Genomic DNA, 18,206 nt, shown 5'->3' with positions numbered 1-18,206 from the left:
AACAATGAAAGCGCAAATTTTTCAGTTATCCTACCAAGCGCTACTTCTCATACTGATCATCTCTGGCCCTCCCGTCTTAATAAGCATGATTTTGGGCTTGTTCGTTGCTATCTTTCAAGCTGCAACACAAATTCAAGAACAGACGCTCTCCTTTGTTGTTAAATTACTTGCCGTTGTGCTCACGCTATTTATCATGGGACCTTGGCTTGGACAGGTTATTTTACAATTTGCAGCCAATATCTTTAATAATTTCTATATGTGGAAATAGGTTACAACAATGGCAGACGCAAGCTATGCGGAGCTTTTTATTGAAAATCCCGATTTCTATGTAGCTCTCTTTTTTTTATCGTTATTCCGTATTCTTCCCATTCTTGTTTTAACTCCATTTCTGGGAGCTAAATTACTTCCTGCACCTGCAAGAATAGGCTTTGCAATCTCTCTTTTTTTTCTTCTTATGCCCTTTATTGCAGCCCGCACAACCACACCACTTATCTGGAGCCCTCTTTTAATTGGATATGCTATCAAAGAAGGCATGATTGGACTTCTCATAGGCTTTTTAGCAAGCATTCCTTTTTCGATCGTGCAGATGTCTGGTATTGTAACAGATAACCAGAGAGGCTCTGCTAGCATGATGGGACAAGATGCAACCACAGGAACTCAAGCTTCCGTTATTGGCCTTCTCTACAACTCTCTTTTAATCGTCATCTTCTTTTGGCTCGATGGCCCTTTTTTATGCTTTGATGCACTTGCTAAATCCTACGCTGTCATTGCTCCAGATCAACTTATAAAGCCTGATTTTTTCTTAAATGGTCAATCCGCCTTTTGGCTTGGAATAGTTGGCATGCTCGGCAAGCTCTTTGCTCTCTCTTGCCAGCTTGCAGCACCTGCCCTTCTGACTATTTTAATGGCTGATGTCTTTCTTGGTATCATCAACAGGCTTGCACCTCAAGTACAAATCTCTTTTCTAGGACAAGGTTTAAAAGCCTATCTTGCTGACTGCGCTCTTTTATTAGCACTCTACTTCATACTCAATCAAATGGGAAAAATGTCTATCTCATGGATAGTTGGCATCAATGACTTTATTCTCCAGCTGGGCACATGACGCTGCTAGATAATAGTGGGCCTATTTCTATTTTCTCTGCAGACTATGCAACAGAAGAGCCTTCCTCATGGGAAAAGCTTTTATCAGAAGAGGAGTTAAAAAAAGCCTATGCTTATACATTCCACGATAAGAAAAGCGAATTCATTATTTGTCGCGGAATCATGAAGCAATTACTTAGCAACTATATAAAGCTACCTATACAAGAAATTATCATCCACTATACACCAGCTGGAAAGCCCTTTCTTGCAAACGAAAAAGCCTTCTTTAACATATCTCACAGCAATGGAAAAGCTCTATTTGCACTCTCTGCAACTACACAAATGGGCATTGATATAGAAATGATACGACCAATAAAAGAGCTTTTTACAATTGCCAAAAACTACTTCAGTAATGAGGAAAAAAAAATTCTCCAAAATTGTTCTGAAAGCGAAAAAGAAAAAACCTTCTTTAAGCTTTGGACAAAAAAAGAGGCCGTTTTAAAGGCTGCTGGTACAGGTTTTAATAAACCTTTTCCAGAGCCTACATCTCACTATATTATAAAAGAATTATCCCCTTTTCCAGGTTACGTGGGCTTTCTTGCCTATTCAGCTACCAATAGACTTTTTGCGTAATTATACACAAACAAGTTCAAGAATTGTTTGTGTATAAACCAGAAAAATGCAAAAAGCGATATTGCTTACCAAATTCTTGAATAAGCCTACTTTTACCAATGCGACGCCTTCCGTGCACAACAACAAGGCTAGAGCTCTTCTTATGAGTAAGTCTTTCAAGAAGCTTTAATTCACTCTTTCTACCAATCAACAAAATAGTATGCATTTTTCCTCGCTACTGATAATTCAAAATTATCGATTGTCAGTAGTACTCCTATTAAAAACGTCAGATTTGACTCAAAAAACTAACCTTTGATTTTTTAGTTAAAATAGAATAAAATGACGTCCTAAATTATTTCAGGAGTTTTATTATGAGCGTTAATCCAAGCACCTCATCTTCAGTAGCTACAGGTCCAAACTTAGAAGAATTGGAAAGACAGTTACAGCAAAATATTGATGCAACAAAAGCTCATGAAGTGGTTGTTGGTGCAGAAATAACCCGCCTAAGAGAGGCAGGCCGCATGCCGAAAGAAAACATCTCAACTGCAAATTTAAGCCAGAGAGAATTAAATGTAGTAGTGGATATGTGGAGGAAATCTTTAGAACTTAATAAAGAAGCAGAGCAGTTAGGCCAAAGTATCAAAGAGAGAAAACTAGAGAACCGTATGGAGGAGTGGAATCTTCTTGGAGTTTCCTCAGATCGCCTTACTAAGCTTCGAGAAAGAATACTTAATGCAAGGAAAGGTGAGGCTTCGTCTCAACTTGAAAAACCTTAAGCAACCCATATGAGTTTATTGGTTAATAACGCGAGCTTCTTTCACTGGAGTTCTCCTGAAGTGAAAATTTTGGCAAATGCTGCACAAACCACATCTTGTTATGGGGTAAGTAAGCAAAAACTAACAAAGCTCGATATCCAAACGATTGTAAACAGTCTTACACCACTTACTTCCCCTGAACAAGTAGCCCTTGCCAAACACAAGTGGCACAGCTATCACAAGCTCTCATCCAACTTAAAAGCGCTTGTTAGAAAAATAAATAATGAAAAATCTTTCATTTGGCGTCTACTGGGATGGCTGCTGGGACTATTCAACATCAGCCTTCTTTCACAAGAAGAAAAATTCATACAAAAGATGCTGGATTATTCAAATGGACAACTTCAAAGCACGCCCAACTATTCAAAAATAAACAAAGATAAACTTTCTTATGTGATTCAGAAGGGGTTTCGCCTACTGCCACATTTAGACAATAATAAGGCAGAAAAGCTAGAACTCAATGGCGCCTGGCAAAAAAATTCTTTAAATTTAATTCGAAATGAAATGACAAGTTTTCTTGACACTTATGCAAAAAAAATTTCTGAGTTTGATAAAGCCATTATAAAAGAACACAACAAAATGTTTTCATGCGCAATAGAAAATTGTCAGGCTACCTCTACAAACATCGATAAATATGTAGAGAAAATACAGCAACAAATTACAGCACTTGAAGTGCAAAGATGTCTAATAATCCCAGGAGGCACTCGTGAACATAGTATTATTTATAAAATAAAACGAGAAAGCGATTTTAAATATAGTTTAGAAATCTATAATACAGGTATTGGCCTTGCGCATACTTTTTCTTTTCATAAAGCTCAATCCAGAAAATATACAACTTTACTTTTACAAAAACTTACAAGTTCCACATTTCTAAAAACACTTTTAGAATTTCGAATAACAGGCTCTAAAGAATACCTAAAAAACCATGTGAGTCAAGATACAGATTATAATGCCTATATAACTCAGCAACGAAAGGAAATGAATAGACTATTAGAATTTATTGACTCTAATTTTGACTGGTATCGCAGGGGACTTGGCGACACATATCCCTTCCAAGTTAGAGGTACTTGTTCTTTTGAGTCCATCACAGCATTTTTAAAAGGATCACTGCCAAAACATCTTTTTCATGCTCTTCAATTACATATGACTGAAGGCGCTGCAATCACTGCTCAAAAAGCGTTTAACGCAGTATTTTCAGGTGATACAGCAGAAGATCTTTGCATTGTTGCAAATTCTACACTCACAGAAAAAAAGATTCTATTTAAGCAAAAAAAGAGTAAGCATAACTGGTTTATTTCAGAGGAACCTTTATATGACCCTCTTAACCCAACAATAGATGCAGAAACGCTTTTTAATATAAAAACTTTTTGTCAATCTTTTTCACAAAGTGTTCAAACAATAACAAAAGATACAAAAACAGTTGTTTTTCAAAATTTTCATTTATTTAGGTTGTTTTATTCAGAATCATTTCGGCGTGCTTTTATAAAACGTATGCAAATAACTAATTGGAGCAATCGTCAAGTTAAAATTACAAACCTCTCGTTTAATGAGACTAAAAACATTCTTATTCATTATGAAATAAAAAAAGATGGACTCATAACACCTCTTCAAATGATAGTCCCTTCTGAGCAAGAGCTTGAAAAGTAAGGATACTAAAGGCAAATAAAGATTGCTTCTTAAGTTCAAATAGCTCTAAATGGTCAAGAATATCTATAATTTTTGGTCAAAATCATCAATGTCTAACCATAAATCATTCGAACCAATTGCCATCATCGGAGTAGGCGCCCTCTTTGCGGAGTCACCAAATGCAACATACTTTTGGAAAACTATCTTAAGCGGCATTGATTGTATTCGCGATGTACCAAATACACATTGGTCTATAAATGATTATTACGACAAGGATCCAAAGGCTGAAGATAAAATTGTTTGCAAACGTGGATCCTTTATCAATGATATTGAGTTTGATGCTTTAGAATTTGGTATACCCCCTCAAGTTTTGCCAGCAACAGATGCATGCCAACTCCTCGCTCTACTCGTTGCAAAACAAGTGCTTCATGATGCGACAAATGGGGCCTACATAGATGCTGATTTGAGCCGAACAAGCGTTATCTTAGGGGGCAGTAATCTTCAGTCTCTATCTCTCATGTCCATTCGCACAATGGGACGCCCTCTTTTGGAAAAAGTCCTTCGTAGCTCTGGCTTTTCTGAAGCCATCGTCCAACAAACTTGCAATGAAGCCATAGATACTTATACTCCGTGGCAGGAAAATACATTTCCAGGCCTTCTTGGCAACGTTGTTGCAGGTCGCATAGCTAATAGGTTTAACTTGGGCGGCACCAACTGCATCATAGATGCTGCTTGTGCAAGCTCCTTTGCAGCGCTTTCTATGGCTATCGATGAATTGCAGCTTGGAAAATCAGACCTTGTGATCACAGGGGGCACTGACACTCTAAACGATATTGTAAGCTTTATGTGCTTCAGCAAAACTCAAGCTCTTTCTAAAACAGAAGATTGTCGCCCCTTCTCTGACAAGGGCGATGGCACTATTCTAGGTGAGGGCCTTGGAATGTTCGCCTTAAAAAGACTCTCTGATGCGGAGCGTGAAAACAATCCGATCTATGCAGTTATTCGAGGTATCGGATCTTCTTCTGATGGTAAATCAAAAAGCATCTACGCACCCGTTCCAGAAGGACAATCTAAAGCGATCCTCAGAGCTTATGAATCTGCTAATTATTCCCCATCGACAGTTGAATTAATCGAAGCTCACGGCACAGGAACAAAGGCAGGTGATGCTGCAGAATTTATGGGTCTTTGCTTATCCTTTGAAAAAGATGGCAGTGCTAAAAAACAATCATGCGCTTTGGGCTCCGTCAAATCACAAATTGGTCATACAAAGGGAGCTGCAGGCTCTGCAGGGCTTTTTAAAGCAGCAATGGCACTACATCATAAAGTGCTTCCACCTACGATTAAAGTAGATAAACCAAATCCTGCACTCAACATTGAAGAAACTCCCTTTTATTTAAATACAGAAGCAAGACCTTGGATTCACTCTTCAGAGCATCCAAGAAGAGCAAGCGTCAGTGCTTTTGGATTTGGAGGCAGTAATTTTCATGTCGCTTTAGAAGAATACGTAAACCCTAAAAATCAACAAAAACGCATGAGCTCTTGGTCTGATGAACTCATTATTTTTTCTGCAAACACCCCAAAAGAATTACTTATAGAAGCAAAAAAAGTACTAGATGATACAAAGACCATTCCTTGCCTTAAAACCTTTGCAAAGACAAGTCAAGAAAAACTTAAAGCTGTACATCTTGCAAGAATTGCACTCGTTGTAAAAACAAGCGATGATCTTAGAAAAAAATTACAACAAGCAGTTCTATCTATTAAAGCCTCTCCTGAAGATTCTTTTTCCCTTCCAGATGGCATTCATTATGGATTTGCTAAAGATAGTGGTAAAGTCGCCTTTCTTTTCCCTGGCCAAGGAAGCCAATATGTTGGTATGGGAAGAGAGCTTTCCATCCATTTTGAAGAAGCTTTTGCCAAATGGGATACATATGCTCATTTATCGCAACACAAGCACGTCTTTCCAAAACCTATTTTTGATTCTGCCCTCAAAACGGAACAAGAAGCGACACTAAACTCTACAGAATGCGCACAACCCTCCATAGCTATCACATCTCTTTGCCTTCTTGATATGATTAAAAAAGTGGGTATCAAACCCGATTGCGTTGCAGGACATAGCTTTGGTGAACTCTCTGCACTATTTGCAGCTGGTTCCATTGAAGAAACTGATTTTCTCTCCATTGCAAAAAAAAGAGGAGAGATCATGCAAAGAGCTGCAGAAAATGCAAAAGGCACTATGCTAATGGTTAACTGCCCTACAGACTCTATTCTCTCTCTCATCAAGGAACACAAGCTCTCCATAGAACCTGCAAACTTCAATGCACCTTCCCAACTTGTTTTATCTGGCTCCATGCAATCTATTGAAAAAACAGAAATTCTACTCAAAGAAAAAGGTATCAAACATCAACGTCTTTTAGTATCCGCAGCTTTTCACTCAACACTTATGAAGCCTGCTTACAACGAATTCAAAGACTACCTCAAAAATATTCCATTTAAATCTGCAAAAATCCCAATCTACGCAAACCTCACAGCAAATCCCTATCCTAAAAAACCAAGTGATATGCAACAAATTCTTGCAGACCAGCTAACAGGTAGTGTTCGCTTTCAGCAGCTCATCGAAAACTTGTATGAAAATGGCTGCAGGACATTTATTGAAGTGGGTCCCCACACTGTCCTTACAAATCTTGTTAATAAATGCCTAGAAAATAAGCCTATAAACACTATCTACCTAGATAAGAGAGGAGAAAATGGCATCACATCCCTCTGGAATGCCTTTGCAAAAATGGTTGTCATTGGCCTAAATCCCAATTTTTCTAATCTTTGGTCTGCTTTTATCAATCCTGAAATTAAAAGCCCTCCAAAAACTTCCTCTTTTATAGTCAAAATTAATGGGACAAATTATGGGAAACCCTCGCCCTTAAAAGAAAAAAATAGTTCCCAAAACATGTCCCATAACCCAACTTTCATTAAGGAGAAAACAGTGTCTCATCATCATGATCCTCAATTTATACAAATGTGCCAAGATCTACAACAAAGACTCATTGATGCACACTCTAACTTCCAAAAAACAATGAGTGACAGTCATATCGCTTTTTTAAATTCATTCACTTGTTTGACTCAGCAAGCTATGGGATCACAACAAACTACAGCACCTATACAACAAAACATACAGCCTAAAATAAGCCCTCCACCTTCACAATATTTTACGCCCACATCTACTCCTGTAGTAAATAAAACAGCAATCTCAGCAAGCGAAAATACCATGACAAGAGCTCCAAGAGCTCATTCGAACCCCATTCAAAATATACCACAAACACCCATTATTACATCTATTGCATCCACAATTAGCAAACAAGAGGCGGCTATCCCTGTGCCTGCCAAATCAAATATTGAAGAGTTATTACTCGAAACTGTGGTTGAAAAGACTGGCTACCCAAGAGATATGCTCAACTTAGATATGAAAATCGAAACAGATTTAGGGATCGACTCCATTAAGCGTGTAGAAATCTTTTCTAGCATAGCTGAAAAAAGCCCTCAGCTTCCAGAAGTTGCTCCAAGTGATCTTGCACAATTTAAAACTCTTGGAGATATCGTCTCACACTTAAAACAAAAACAATTTGCTTAAAGTTTTTTATGTCTAATAGAACTATACTTGGTGTAAAAGAAGCAAAAGAGGTAGGCGCGCCCTTCTCTTTGAGCTTTAATCATAAGATTTCGATTACAAAAGACAACGGGGGACTTGCAGACGCCCTAGCCAGCAAATTTCAAGAGAGAGGTTTTCTTCCTCAAATTGTTGAAGAAATACCAGAAGCAAGTGATGTTGTCATCTTTCTAGATGCACTAAATGCGTTCCCAAGCTGGGAAAGTGCCTGTATAGTTAATCAAAAGGCATTCATTGCTGCAAAAGCCATTTCTACTCGCTTCTGGCACAAAGGAGGACTCTTTGTAACCATTCAGGATAGTGGCGGGAAGTTTTCACTAGATGGCATATCTGAATTACAAAGCATAACATCTGGCCTTACCGGCCTTGTTAAAACAGCAGCACAAGAATGGCCAAAAGCATTTTGCAAGGCCATAGATATCCAAAGAGCTCATTTTAAAAATGAAGAACTTGCAGAAAAAATTATCAACGAAATTCTATTAAGTGGTCCTCTTACAGAATGTGGCTTAACAAAAGATGGCAAAAGATGGACAACAACTAATATAGCAGAAAATGCTATTGAAAAAAAGCTGTCTCTAAAGCCTCATGATGTTGTTATAGTCTCAGGAGGTGCAAGGGGCGTTACAGCATCTTCTATCATCGCCCTTGCAAAAAAATGCCCTCTTCGCTTTCTTCTTTTAGGAAGAACACCTCTTTCACAAGAGCCAGAACAGTTTAGACACCATACAACGGAACATGCGCTAAAATCAGCACTCATCCAAGATGCAAAAGAAAAAAATAAAGCTATCCTGCCCAAAGAAGTGAATACGCAGGCTTATCAAATACTTGCTATACGTGAAATACAATCGACACTTGATACCCTGCAAAGCATTCAATCTGAAGCATCTTATGTCTCTCTAGATATCACCCAATTCGAACAGGTTGAAAAAGCTCTTAATGATATAAGAAAAAAATGGGGAAAAATTGATGCCATCATACATGGAGCTGGAGTCCTTGCAGATAAGCTCATTGCTGAAAAAACAATTGAACAATTTGAAATGGTCTTTACAACCAAAGTAAAAGGCCTTAAAAATCTATTAGATGCAACACAAAAAGACTCTCTTTCTCTAATAGCACTCTTCTCTTCTGTAGCTGCACGTTTTGGCAATAGAGGGCAATGCGACTATGCCATGGCTAATGAAGTACTTAATAAAATGGCTCAGTATGAAAAGCAAAAACGTCCTAAATGTCTTGTCAAATCCTTAAACTGGGGTCCTTGGGAAGGCGGTATGGTAACGCCTGAGCTCAAAGCACTCTTTGCAAAAAAGGGCATTTATACTCTTTCTGTTGATGCAGGAACTCACCAATTTGTCCAGGAGCTTTCAACAGACACAGGTAGCCACGCAGAAGTTGTTCTTGGAAGTGCTCTTGAAAAATCGGAAACAATTTTTGTAAGCAAAGAGGCTTATCCCTTTATTTCCAGCCATATCATCAACGAAATTGCTGTTGTTCCTGCCATTTTAGTTATGGAGTGGTTCATTGGCTATGCAAAAAGACTCTGTCAAAACCTCCATTTCCACCACTGTCAAAACTTTCAAGTGATAAAAGGGATTTTACTTCCAAACTTTGGAAAAACAGAAACTCCTTTAAAAATTGTCTGCTCTTCTCATGAAGTATCTCAAGACTCTCAGATCCTTGAACTTCAACTCAAAAACTCTGATGATACTCTCCACTATACAGCAAAGCTATTTATGAGCAGCAAACTTGTTTCTCTTCCAGAGAACACTTATAAAACCCATTCTCTAAAAAATGAGTGGTCTCTTTCCATAGAAGAAAGCTATAAAAAAGGCTTATTTCATGGTCCCGATTTTCAAGTAATTTATTCTATAGATAATATCTGTAAAGAGGGTGGAGAGTGTCATTTAAAAGGTTTAATCGACATGTCCTGGAAAAGAAAAGAGTTTATACTCGATATGGCAGCGCTCGATGGATGCTTACAATTTCTTGCAATATGGTCTTTTCATGCCCTTTCTATTTTTGCACTTCCCATGCAAATTGAAAAATTTACTCTGTTTCAACAAGGTCCCATCACGCATAAAAAATACCACTGTATTGTACAAAGCAGAGAAAAAGGAAAGTATAAAACCTCTTCCAACATTTTATTAAGCGACGAAAAGGGAAATCCCTACGCTGAATTTTTAGGTGTTGAGCTCATTGCATATGCATCTGACCTGCAGGAGAAATAAGTATGTTTGAACCCATCGCCATCATAGGCACGGGATGCATCCTACCAGGCGCACTTACACCCAAACAACTATGGGAAAATAGACTTGCAAACGTTTGCAGTTTAAAAAGCGCAACCCTTTCCAATTGGAATATAGAACCAAGCGTTTTAATATCAGAAAAAACACTTCCACACGACATCGTTGGTGCAATTGATAGCTTTGACTACCTATTTGATGCCAATTCCTTTTTTTTGCCTAAAGATGAAATATTCAAATGGGATCCTTTCTTTTATTGGCTTCTTCAGGCTTGTCAAAATGCATTTCATGAAGCTAATTACTCTCTTGATGATCTAAAAATGATAAAAACAGGCGCCGTCATTGGCAACTTGTCTTATCCATCTGCTTCCTTTTGCCATCATGCAGAATCCGTATGGTTATTAAACCAAGATCCTGCAACGATCGGTCATCGTACATATCATCAATTACTGACAGATAAACCCCATCCTATAAACCGCTTCATGTCAGGATTACCTCTACACCATCTATCTCAAGCACTTCATCTATCTGTAGATAGCTTTGCAGTGGATGCAGCTTGTGCATCTTCTTTGTATGCAATCAAACTTGCTTGTGATAAATTGCACTCTCGATCTGCAGATTTAATGTTTGCAGGCGGCGTCAATGGTACAAACCTTCTCTATACACATATTGGTTTTCATGCTCTTAAAGCCCTTGGTCCATCTGGAAAAAGTAGACCTTTTCACAAAGAAGCAGATGGCCTTATTCCAGCTCAAGGATCAGCAATCATTTTACTTAAGCGACTATCTGATGCTATCAACTCCGATGATGAGATCCTTGGAGTCATTCGCGGTATTGGACTTTCTAACGACGGCAACAGTGGAAGTTTTTTAACTCCTGCCATCGGCGGACAAATCATGGCTATGAAGCGCGCTTACGCTCAATCGGGTATACAAAAAGAAGAAGTATCATGGATTGAGTGCCATGCAACAGGAACACATCTTGGAGATAGTATAGAGCTAAGCAGCATGCAGTCTTTTTTTGAATCAAAACAAAAAATATCTATTGGCGCACTAAAGGCAAATATTGGACACACAATTACAGCTTCTGCAACTTCTGCTCTTATCAACGTACTTTCTGCATTCAAAGCAAAAATAAAACCACCCACGATACATGAGCCAGAATCTATCTGTAAAGCGCTTGACAATTCATCTTTTTACCTTTTAAATCATGCAGAAGAGTGGCAAAGTAAAACACCTAGAAAGGCCGCTATCAACGCCTTTGGCTTCGGTGGTAATAACGCCCATCTCATCGTCGAAGAGTGGCAAAAAAATTCTACCTACAAAAATAGTGTTCAAAAACCAAAGTCTATCGATACTATTGCAATTGTTGGAGTGGGCTTACTTGCTGGCAGTGCTGAAAACTCCGAAGAGTTTTTGCAAATACTTAAATCTGATCAGCCTAAATTTTCTGAATATGAAGAGGGCTATTACGGCAGCTACCTAGATTCTGTTGATCTTCCTATCCAAAATATTCCCTTTCCACCCAGCGATCTTAAGTCAACTTCAGGGCAGCAATTAGCTATGCTCAAAGCAAGCCTTGATGCATTAAAAAATGTAAACGCAATCGATCCAGAAAAAACATCTGTTCTTGTTGGGATAGGCTGCGATATAGAGAGTGCTCGCTTTGTTTTGCGCACAACACTCTCTCATGTATTACCAGAAAAAGATCCATCATGGATCTTAAAAGCAAAAGATGCTATTGCACTTGCGCTTACTCCTGCAAATATTGGCTCAAACATTGCAGCCAATAGGCTCAATGTTCTTTATAACTTTACAAATCAAGGCTATAGCGTATCTTCTGAAGAGCATTCAGGGATTACTTCCCTTGAAATAGCTATACAAGGTCTATTGAATCATGAGTATGATGCCGCTCTAGTTGGAGCATGTGATATGTGCTGTGAAAGCGCGCACATTGCTGCCGTCAAAGAATTACTTCCGCAATCCTGTCACATTCCAGGTGACGCTGCCGTTTGTTTAGTTCTAAAGAGACTTTCTGATGCAACAAGAGATGATGACACTATCTTTGCAACCCTTCCACAGGTAAGCTCAGAAAGAACACCCGATTTTGAACTTAATAACTATTCTAGCAAAGTCCTATCTCATTTTGGACATACCCACGCAGCATCTGGCCTTCTTCATGTGGCTACTGCAGCGCTTTTGTGCTACAACGAAAACACCTCTTCCATCAAGGTGGAAATTGAAGCACTTGGTGCCAAGAAAAAATCTATAGAAGTTTTAAAAGGAAGCTTATAATGAAAATAGAACAACTTGTTACAACCATTGCCTTTGATCCAAAAGAACAGCTCAAGCTTATCCACAATATCAGAAATCACCTCTATCTTGTCAAAGACCCTGAAACAGAAAATATGGGACTTCTTGCAAATATCACGAATTCTCCCTATCAACTACTTGGAATACTACCTCCTATTTATCCTGAATGGCTCGGCAACAAAGCTTTCTTAGAGACTCATGAACTTCGCTTTCCCTATATTGTGGGTGAAATGGCCAACGGTATTGCGACAGCGAAAATGGTTATTTCTGCAGTAAATGCAGGGATGATGAGCTTTTTTGGTGCTGCGGGCCTTATGCCAAGCAAAGTAGAAGAGAATATCAATGAAATTCAAGCCCATCTTGGAACTTGCAATAAAAGCTGGGGCTCTAATTTAATCCATTCTCCCAATGAGCCTTACTTGGAAGGTAAAATTGTCGATCTCTATCTAAAGAAAAATGTGACACGTGTTTCTGCTTCTGCTTATATGACCCTAAGCCCTCATATTGTTCACTACGCAACTAAGGGGCTTACAGTTGATGAATATGGAGTCATTCACAGGCACAACTATATCCTTGCTAAAATTTCACGAGAAGAAGTTGCTAAACATTTTATGATGCCAGCGCCCAAAGAAATGCTTGCAGCACTCGTTCGAGAAGGTAAGATCAGCGAACACGAAGCATGGCTTGCAACAAATATTCCTGTTGCAGAAGACATCACTGTTGAAGCAGACTCTGGCGGACACACAGATAATCGTCCTCTTGGACCTCTTTTATCTGTTATTCAAGCACTTGCAAATGAATTAACAGAAACTTATGGATATACAACACCTTTTCGTATTGGAGCTGCAGGCGGCCTTGGTACGCCTTTATCTGTTGCATCTGCATTTAGCTTGGGATCTGCTTACATCGTAACTGGATCCATTAATCAATCTGCTGTAGAAGCGGGTATTTCTCCTGCTGCAAAAGAGTTACTCGCAAAAGCCCATGTTGCCGATGTAATGATGGCTCCTGCTGCTGACATGTTTGAGCTGGGCGTCAAATTACAAGTATTAAAACGCGGCTCTCTATTTGGTGCAAGGGCAACTAAATTATATGAGATCTATTCTTCTTATGCATCTCTCGAAGAGATCCCAGAAGATGAAAAACAAAAGTTGGAAGACCAAATCTTTAAAATGAGTATCGATACTATTTGGCAACATACAAAAAATTTCTTTAACACACGCGATCCTGCCCAGACTGAGCGCGCAAGCAAGGATCCCAAGCATCGCATGGCTCTTGTATTTCGCTGGTATTTAGGACTTTCTAGCAGATGGGCCATCATGGGAGATACATCACGCACTCTCGATTATCAAATTTGGTGCGGACCTGCAATGGGAGCTTTTAACAATTGGGTAAAAGACTCTTTCCTTCAACATCCCAACGAGCGTACCGTTGAGCAGATCGGCTATAACCTGCTAGAGGGTGCGGCTATCCTTACAAGAGCACATCAATTAAGAAGCTTTGGCTTTGTACTGCCCTCCGAAAGCTTTAATTTCACACCAAGGTATTTAAAGTAATAAAATGAGCTTATGGAGCCTTCGAAAATGTATTTTTACTATTATAAAGCATAGCTTAGCTATCTGTTTTGACTTTAGCGCGCAAACTATAAGACGCAAGAATGTGAGCTGGCATCTAAAGCAAGGCTCTGAGCAAATTCTAAGGAGCGCACAAGTGAACACAAAGATATATTTTCACACTCCATTGGATCTTACACAAGGAAATGGATATGTCTTTATTTCAAATCATCAAAGTCTTTTTGATCTACCATTGATCTTTAGCTCTCTCAATGGAACCCTTCGGGTCCTTGCAAAAAAAGAGCTTTTCAAAATACCTTTATTTGGAAGTGCTCTAAAAAAGGCCGAATGCATTTCTATTGATCGAGGTAATACAAATGCCATCAAAAATTCACTCATCTCATTTAAAGAAAAATTAAAAAGCGGCATATCCTTCCTCATTTTTGCAGAAGGCACAAGATCTCATACAGGAGAATTGTTACCCCTAAAACCAGGAGCCTTTAGACTTGCAATTGAGTCAGATGCTCGCATTGTTCCTGTTGCAATTGTAGGAACAAAAGAAATACTTCCTGCAAAAACCTCAAATCTCACAAAAAATTGCACGGCTTTCATCCATTTTGGAAACCCTATCGATACAACCTGCTATCGCTCCTTTGACGCCATCAAAATCCTGATGACAGAGGTAGAACATGCGATCAAGGCAATGATGCAAGAAACAAAAAAAAGGGCTTATGACGACACATCTTCGCTATAAAACACATTTAAAGCCCATTAAATTCGATACAGATTCAAATAAGAGCGTTGCACAAGTCAACACAGCCTTACTTGCATCCATCCATGAAGAATTTATCTATTCACAAGGCCGATCTTACCAAGCATTCCTTCAATTTCAACAAAATCTATTGGAACAATGGAATGCACGTCCTCAATTACCTCAAGTAAAATTTTCAAGGGAAGATCTTGAAATACTTGCATCGGAAGAAATTTCCCCCTTCTTTGGCTCATGGTTTGAACCACTAGATAAATATGCAAAGCTCATACGCATGCCAATGCCCCCTCTACTACTTGCTGATAGAGTAACCCATATTCAAGGAATGCCTGGATCTATGCAAAAAGGGTCCATATGGACTGAAACAGATGTAAAAGAAGACTCATGGTACATAAATGATGGCCATATGCCAACGGGTATTATGTTGGAATCAGGCCAAGCAGATCTTTTATTAATCTCATGGCTAGGCGCTGACCTTTACAATCAAGGCGAGCGCGTCTACAGATTACTTGGGTGCGAGGCAACATTCTATGGATCTCTTCCAGTCCCTGGTGACACACTTTGTTTTGATATTCATGTCGATGGGCATGCAAAACAGGGTGATGTGCGTATATTTTTCTTTCATTACGACTGCCGCATCAATGGAAAGCTGATTTTAAGCGTACGAAGAGGGCAAGCTGGATTTTTTACAGAAGAAGAACTTGCAAACTCTGGAGGCGTACTTTGGAGCCCAGAAGATAAAAAATCTGACTTACCCCACAGCCTGCCCATTCTATCTTGTAAAGCACAAACCTTTTCTAAAGAACAACTCATAGCATTTTCTCAAGGAAATACATTTGAATATTTTGGAGAGGGCTTTGAAATGACAAATGCACATACAAGAACCCCTAAAATAAATAGTGACAAGCTACTATTCATCGATGAAATCACCCTCTTTGATCCCTTTGGGGGCCCTAAAAAACGCGGAATAATGCGAGCTATTCAAAACATTGATAACAACTGGTTTTTTGATGGGCATTTTAAAAATGATCCTTGCATGCCAGGAACGTTGATGCTAGAAGCTGGCCTTCAAGTGATGGCTTGCTATCTTACAGCATTAGGTGCAACGCTTGATAAAGATGGATGGCGCTTTGAGCCTGTAACAAACATAACATCCAAACTTAATTGTAGAGGGCAAGTAACTCCTAAGTCTTCTCAAGTTGTTTATGAAATTTTTGTTGAAAACTTTTCTGCAAACCCCATCCCAACTCTTATAGCTGACCTTTTAGTATCTGTCGATGGTCTCAAAGCATTCCACACTCAAATTGGTTTAAAACTTACTCCTGATGTAATCCTTTCTCAAATTACTTCAGATGAGAAGTCCGTTGATGGATTTAAATTCGACTATGCATCCCTTTTAGCTTGCGCTCTTGGAAAGCCTTCAGATGCATTTGGAAGCCTTTATAAGCCCTTTGATCGCTATTGTAAGATTGCAAGAGTACCAGCTCCGCCTTTTCTATTTATGAGTGAAATAAGTAAAATTGATGCAACACTTGGACTCTTTAAAGAGGGGCAAAGCGTAAGCGTAGAATTTAATCTATCTTATGAAGATTGGTTTTTTCACCAAAATACATTTGCTGCAATGCCCCTCTCAGTACTCATGGAAGTTGGCCTACAACCCTGTGGATGGCTTGCATTTTTTATGGGAGCAGCCTTTCAATTTGATGAGGATCTACTCTTTCGTAACCTCGATGGAAAAATGGAGATCTTTTCTCATGTTCTACCAACAAACAAGCAAATTCACACAAAAGCAACCTGCATAGCCCTTTCAAAATCAGCAGGCATGCTTATTGAATCCTTTAAAGTAGAAAGCTTTGTAGATGACACACCACTATTTACGATACAAACTACCTTTGGGCACTTTCCAAAACAAGCATTTATCAATCAAGCAGGCTTGAGTGTTCCAGAAAGTGAGCTCAACTTTATCCACGCACCCTCTGAATTCTTTGTTGATTTAAGAAAAGAAAATATTCTTCTGGCAAAAGATAAGCTCCTGATGATCGATAAAATAACAGGCTTTTGGCAGAATGCAGGAACAGAAAAACGAGATATCATACGTGCTGAAAAAACTATCAACTCAAAAGAGTGGTTCTTTAAAGCGCACTTTTTCCAAGACCCAGTCCAGCCAGGATCTCTTGGTATAGAAGCAATGATCCAGCTCCTACAATTTTATATGATCCATGAATACAAGCTAAGTCCAGACCATGAATTTCAACTCCAAAATACGCCCTTTACTTGGAAGTACCGCGGGCAAGTGACGCCTATTAACAAAACAGCTACTCTCCTCATGGAAATTCAAGAAAAAGGCACAAACAAACAGGGAACTTACTGCAGGGCAAACTGCTCTCTTTGGATAGACAACATGCGCATCTATGAATGCCACGACCTAAGCCTTTCATTCATACACAACGTAAATGAAGAATTATGATTTTTTGGAATAAGAGTTCCTTTCCCAAAAAATATAACCCTCACCATCGTATGAGCCAACAATGATTAACTGTGCATTTAAGCAAATGCTTTTTACATGTTCTGGCTGTAACTTTCTGCCCACAATATTCTGCAAATTCGCAGTTGTTAACACTGCTAAAGAATGCCATATATGATTAGATTTCTCTATACATAAGGCTATTAAATCAGCATTAAAATTATCTTGAATTATGAAGTAAACTTCATTATCATGTGTGAATATCAAGTGATTTAAAGGTGGCATCTTCAAATCAGGGCTATTTGTACTCCTAAGAACATCATCAAAAATACAAGAAACATTGTCACTCAACTTAAGCCGATCTAGAATATAAAGGGACAGTTCATTTTGTATTGTGGGAATGATTGAATAACTACATTTTTCACCACACACTTCGTATTCTATTGTAGGATTTTGGGGTAAAATTCCTCCACATTCAAATTGGTAAAGAATTGGATGATTATAATCATCTGGTAATAAAGTAAAAAAACAACCCTCTCTAAAATTGATTGCTGCTATTAACTCTACAGATAAAGACTGCCCTCCCTCCAGATTATAAATAACATACTTAAAAGCCTGTTCGAACTCCAATTCTATTCTGTTTAGTTTTTTCATTATTTTGGTTCCCATGTACCATCTAAATTTAATCTGACTCCTTTTGGGTAATTTGGCCCCTCATAGTCCCAATGAGGTTTTTTAGGAGGAGGATGATTTAAATCAGGATGTAAAGACTCCTGAGTTCCTTCGTTATGCCAAGACCCTCTTTTTCCTCCTGGCGAGTCTTTTCCTTTCCACTCAAAGCCTTCTCCTGGGCATTTTGAGGAATCGGCTCCCAGATCCTTTCCATTATAGGGAGGCTCTTTTTTTACATCATTTTTTGAATGATGAAGTGAACCATAATAACTCAACTGTGGATATTCAGTATATTGTGACATATTATAAAGCAATAAAGAATCACCATAAGCAGGATGATTATAATGTTGATCCTGATTAAACATCTTTCCTGCTGCATAACATCCTACAGCCCCTAAGGACACAAAC

General features: G+C 38.7%; 14 protein-coding genes. 11 read left to right on the top strand and 3 right to left on the bottom strand.

All coding sequences use genetic code 11. The annotated features are described in order from the left end of the window. Positions 1–4: 4 nt before the first annotated feature. From sctS to P4L16_05900, 3 genes are read left to right on the top strand one after another with little or no spacing between them, the layout of a single operon-like run. Positions 5–268 carry a type III secretion system export apparatus subunit SctS gene (gene sctS, locus P4L16_05910; protein ID MDR3624656.1) on the top strand — a complete coding sequence of 88 codons (264 nt, stop codon included), beginning with the start codon at positions 5–7 and terminating at the stop codon, positions 266–268. A gap of 9 nt (positions 269–277) precedes the next feature. Continuing rightward, a complete protein-coding gene (locus P4L16_05905; GenBank protein MDR3624655.1) occupies positions 278–1,102 on the top strand; it encodes a flagellar biosynthetic protein FliR in 825 nt (274 codons plus the stop codon). Then, positions 1,099–1,713, top strand: a complete 615-nt coding sequence (locus P4L16_05900) for a 4'-phosphopantetheinyl transferase superfamily protein (GenBank protein ID MDR3624654.1) — start codon at positions 1,099–1,101, stop codon at positions 1,711–1,713. The genes P4L16_05905 and P4L16_05900 overlap by 4 nt, the downstream gene beginning before the upstream one ends. A 16-nt stretch (positions 1,714–1,729) precedes the next feature. Here the strand turns inward: P4L16_05900 and P4L16_05895 are convergent, their stop codons facing one another. Beyond that, positions 1,730–1,918 (bottom strand): hypothetical protein, encoded by a 189-nt coding sequence (locus P4L16_05895; protein ID MDR3624653.1) that lies wholly within the window; start codon positions 1,916–1,918, stop codon positions 1,730–1,732. Between the two features lie 145 nt (positions 1,919–2,063). Between P4L16_05895 and P4L16_05890 the strand changes: the two genes are divergently transcribed. From P4L16_05890 to P4L16_05855, 8 genes are all read left to right on the top strand, one after another. Continuing rightward, positions 2,064–2,468: a hypothetical protein gene (locus P4L16_05890; GenBank protein MDR3624652.1), complete on the top strand. Its 405-nt coding sequence runs from the start codon at positions 2,064–2,066 to the stop codon at positions 2,466–2,468. A gap of 9 nt (positions 2,469–2,477) precedes the next feature. Next, the gene (locus tag P4L16_05885) at positions 2,478–4,151 is read left to right on the top strand and encodes a hypothetical protein (protein ID MDR3624651.1); all 1,674 of its coding nucleotides are present in this window, start codon (positions 2,478–2,480) and stop codon (positions 4,149–4,151) included. An 88-nt stretch (positions 4,152–4,239) separates the two neighbouring features. Further along, a complete protein-coding gene (locus P4L16_05880; GenBank protein ID MDR3624650.1) occupies positions 4,240–7,752 on the top strand; it encodes a beta-ketoacyl synthase N-terminal-like domain-containing protein in 3,513 nt (1,170 codons plus the stop codon). An 8-nt stretch (positions 7,753–7,760) separates the two neighbouring features. Then, positions 7,761–10,013, top strand: coding sequence for an SDR family oxidoreductase (locus tag P4L16_05875; protein MDR3624649.1), 2,253 nt, complete (start codon positions 7,761–7,763; stop codon positions 10,011–10,013). Positions 10,014–10,015: 2 nt separating this feature from the next. Next, on the top strand, positions 10,016–12,322 hold the full coding sequence (locus P4L16_05870) for a beta-ketoacyl synthase N-terminal-like domain-containing protein (GenBank protein MDR3624648.1): 2,307 nt from the start codon (positions 10,016–10,018) through the stop codon (positions 12,320–12,322). Beyond that, on the top strand, positions 12,322–13,896 hold the full coding sequence (locus P4L16_05865) for a PfaD family polyunsaturated fatty acid/polyketide biosynthesis protein (GenBank protein ID MDR3624647.1): 1,575 nt from the start codon (positions 12,322–12,324) through the stop codon (positions 13,894–13,896). The genes P4L16_05870 and P4L16_05865 overlap by 1 nt, the downstream gene beginning before the upstream one ends. 154 nt (positions 13,897–14,050) lie before the next feature. Continuing rightward, positions 14,051–14,647: a lysophospholipid acyltransferase family protein gene (locus P4L16_05860; protein MDR3624646.1), complete on the top strand. Its 597-nt coding sequence runs from the start codon at positions 14,051–14,053 to the stop codon at positions 14,645–14,647. Then, on the top strand, positions 14,625–17,129 hold the full coding sequence (locus tag P4L16_05855; GenBank protein ID MDR3624645.1) for a hypothetical protein: 2,505 nt from the start codon (positions 14,625–14,627) through the stop codon (positions 17,127–17,129). The genes P4L16_05860 and P4L16_05855 overlap by 23 nt, the downstream gene beginning before the upstream one ends. On the opposite strand, the gene P4L16_05850 is transcribed toward P4L16_05855, so the two are convergent. Next, positions 17,124–17,780 (bottom strand): hypothetical protein, encoded by a 657-nt coding sequence (locus tag P4L16_05850; GenBank protein MDR3624644.1) that lies wholly within the window; start codon positions 17,778–17,780, stop codon positions 17,124–17,126. The genes P4L16_05855 and P4L16_05850 overlap by 6 nt on opposite strands. Further along, on the bottom strand, positions 17,780–18,206 hold a 427-nt coding region (locus P4L16_05845), incomplete at its 5' end, for a polymorphic toxin type 37 domain-containing protein (GenBank protein ID MDR3624643.1). The genes P4L16_05850 and P4L16_05845, both read right to left, overlap by 1 nt.

The sequence above is a fragment of the Chlamydiales bacterium genome, assembly GCA_031292375.1.
Lineage (GTDB): Bacteria > Chlamydiota > Chlamydiia > Chlamydiales > VFKH01 > JARLHF01.
This window is presented reverse-complemented; position numbering and strand designations above follow the sequence as displayed.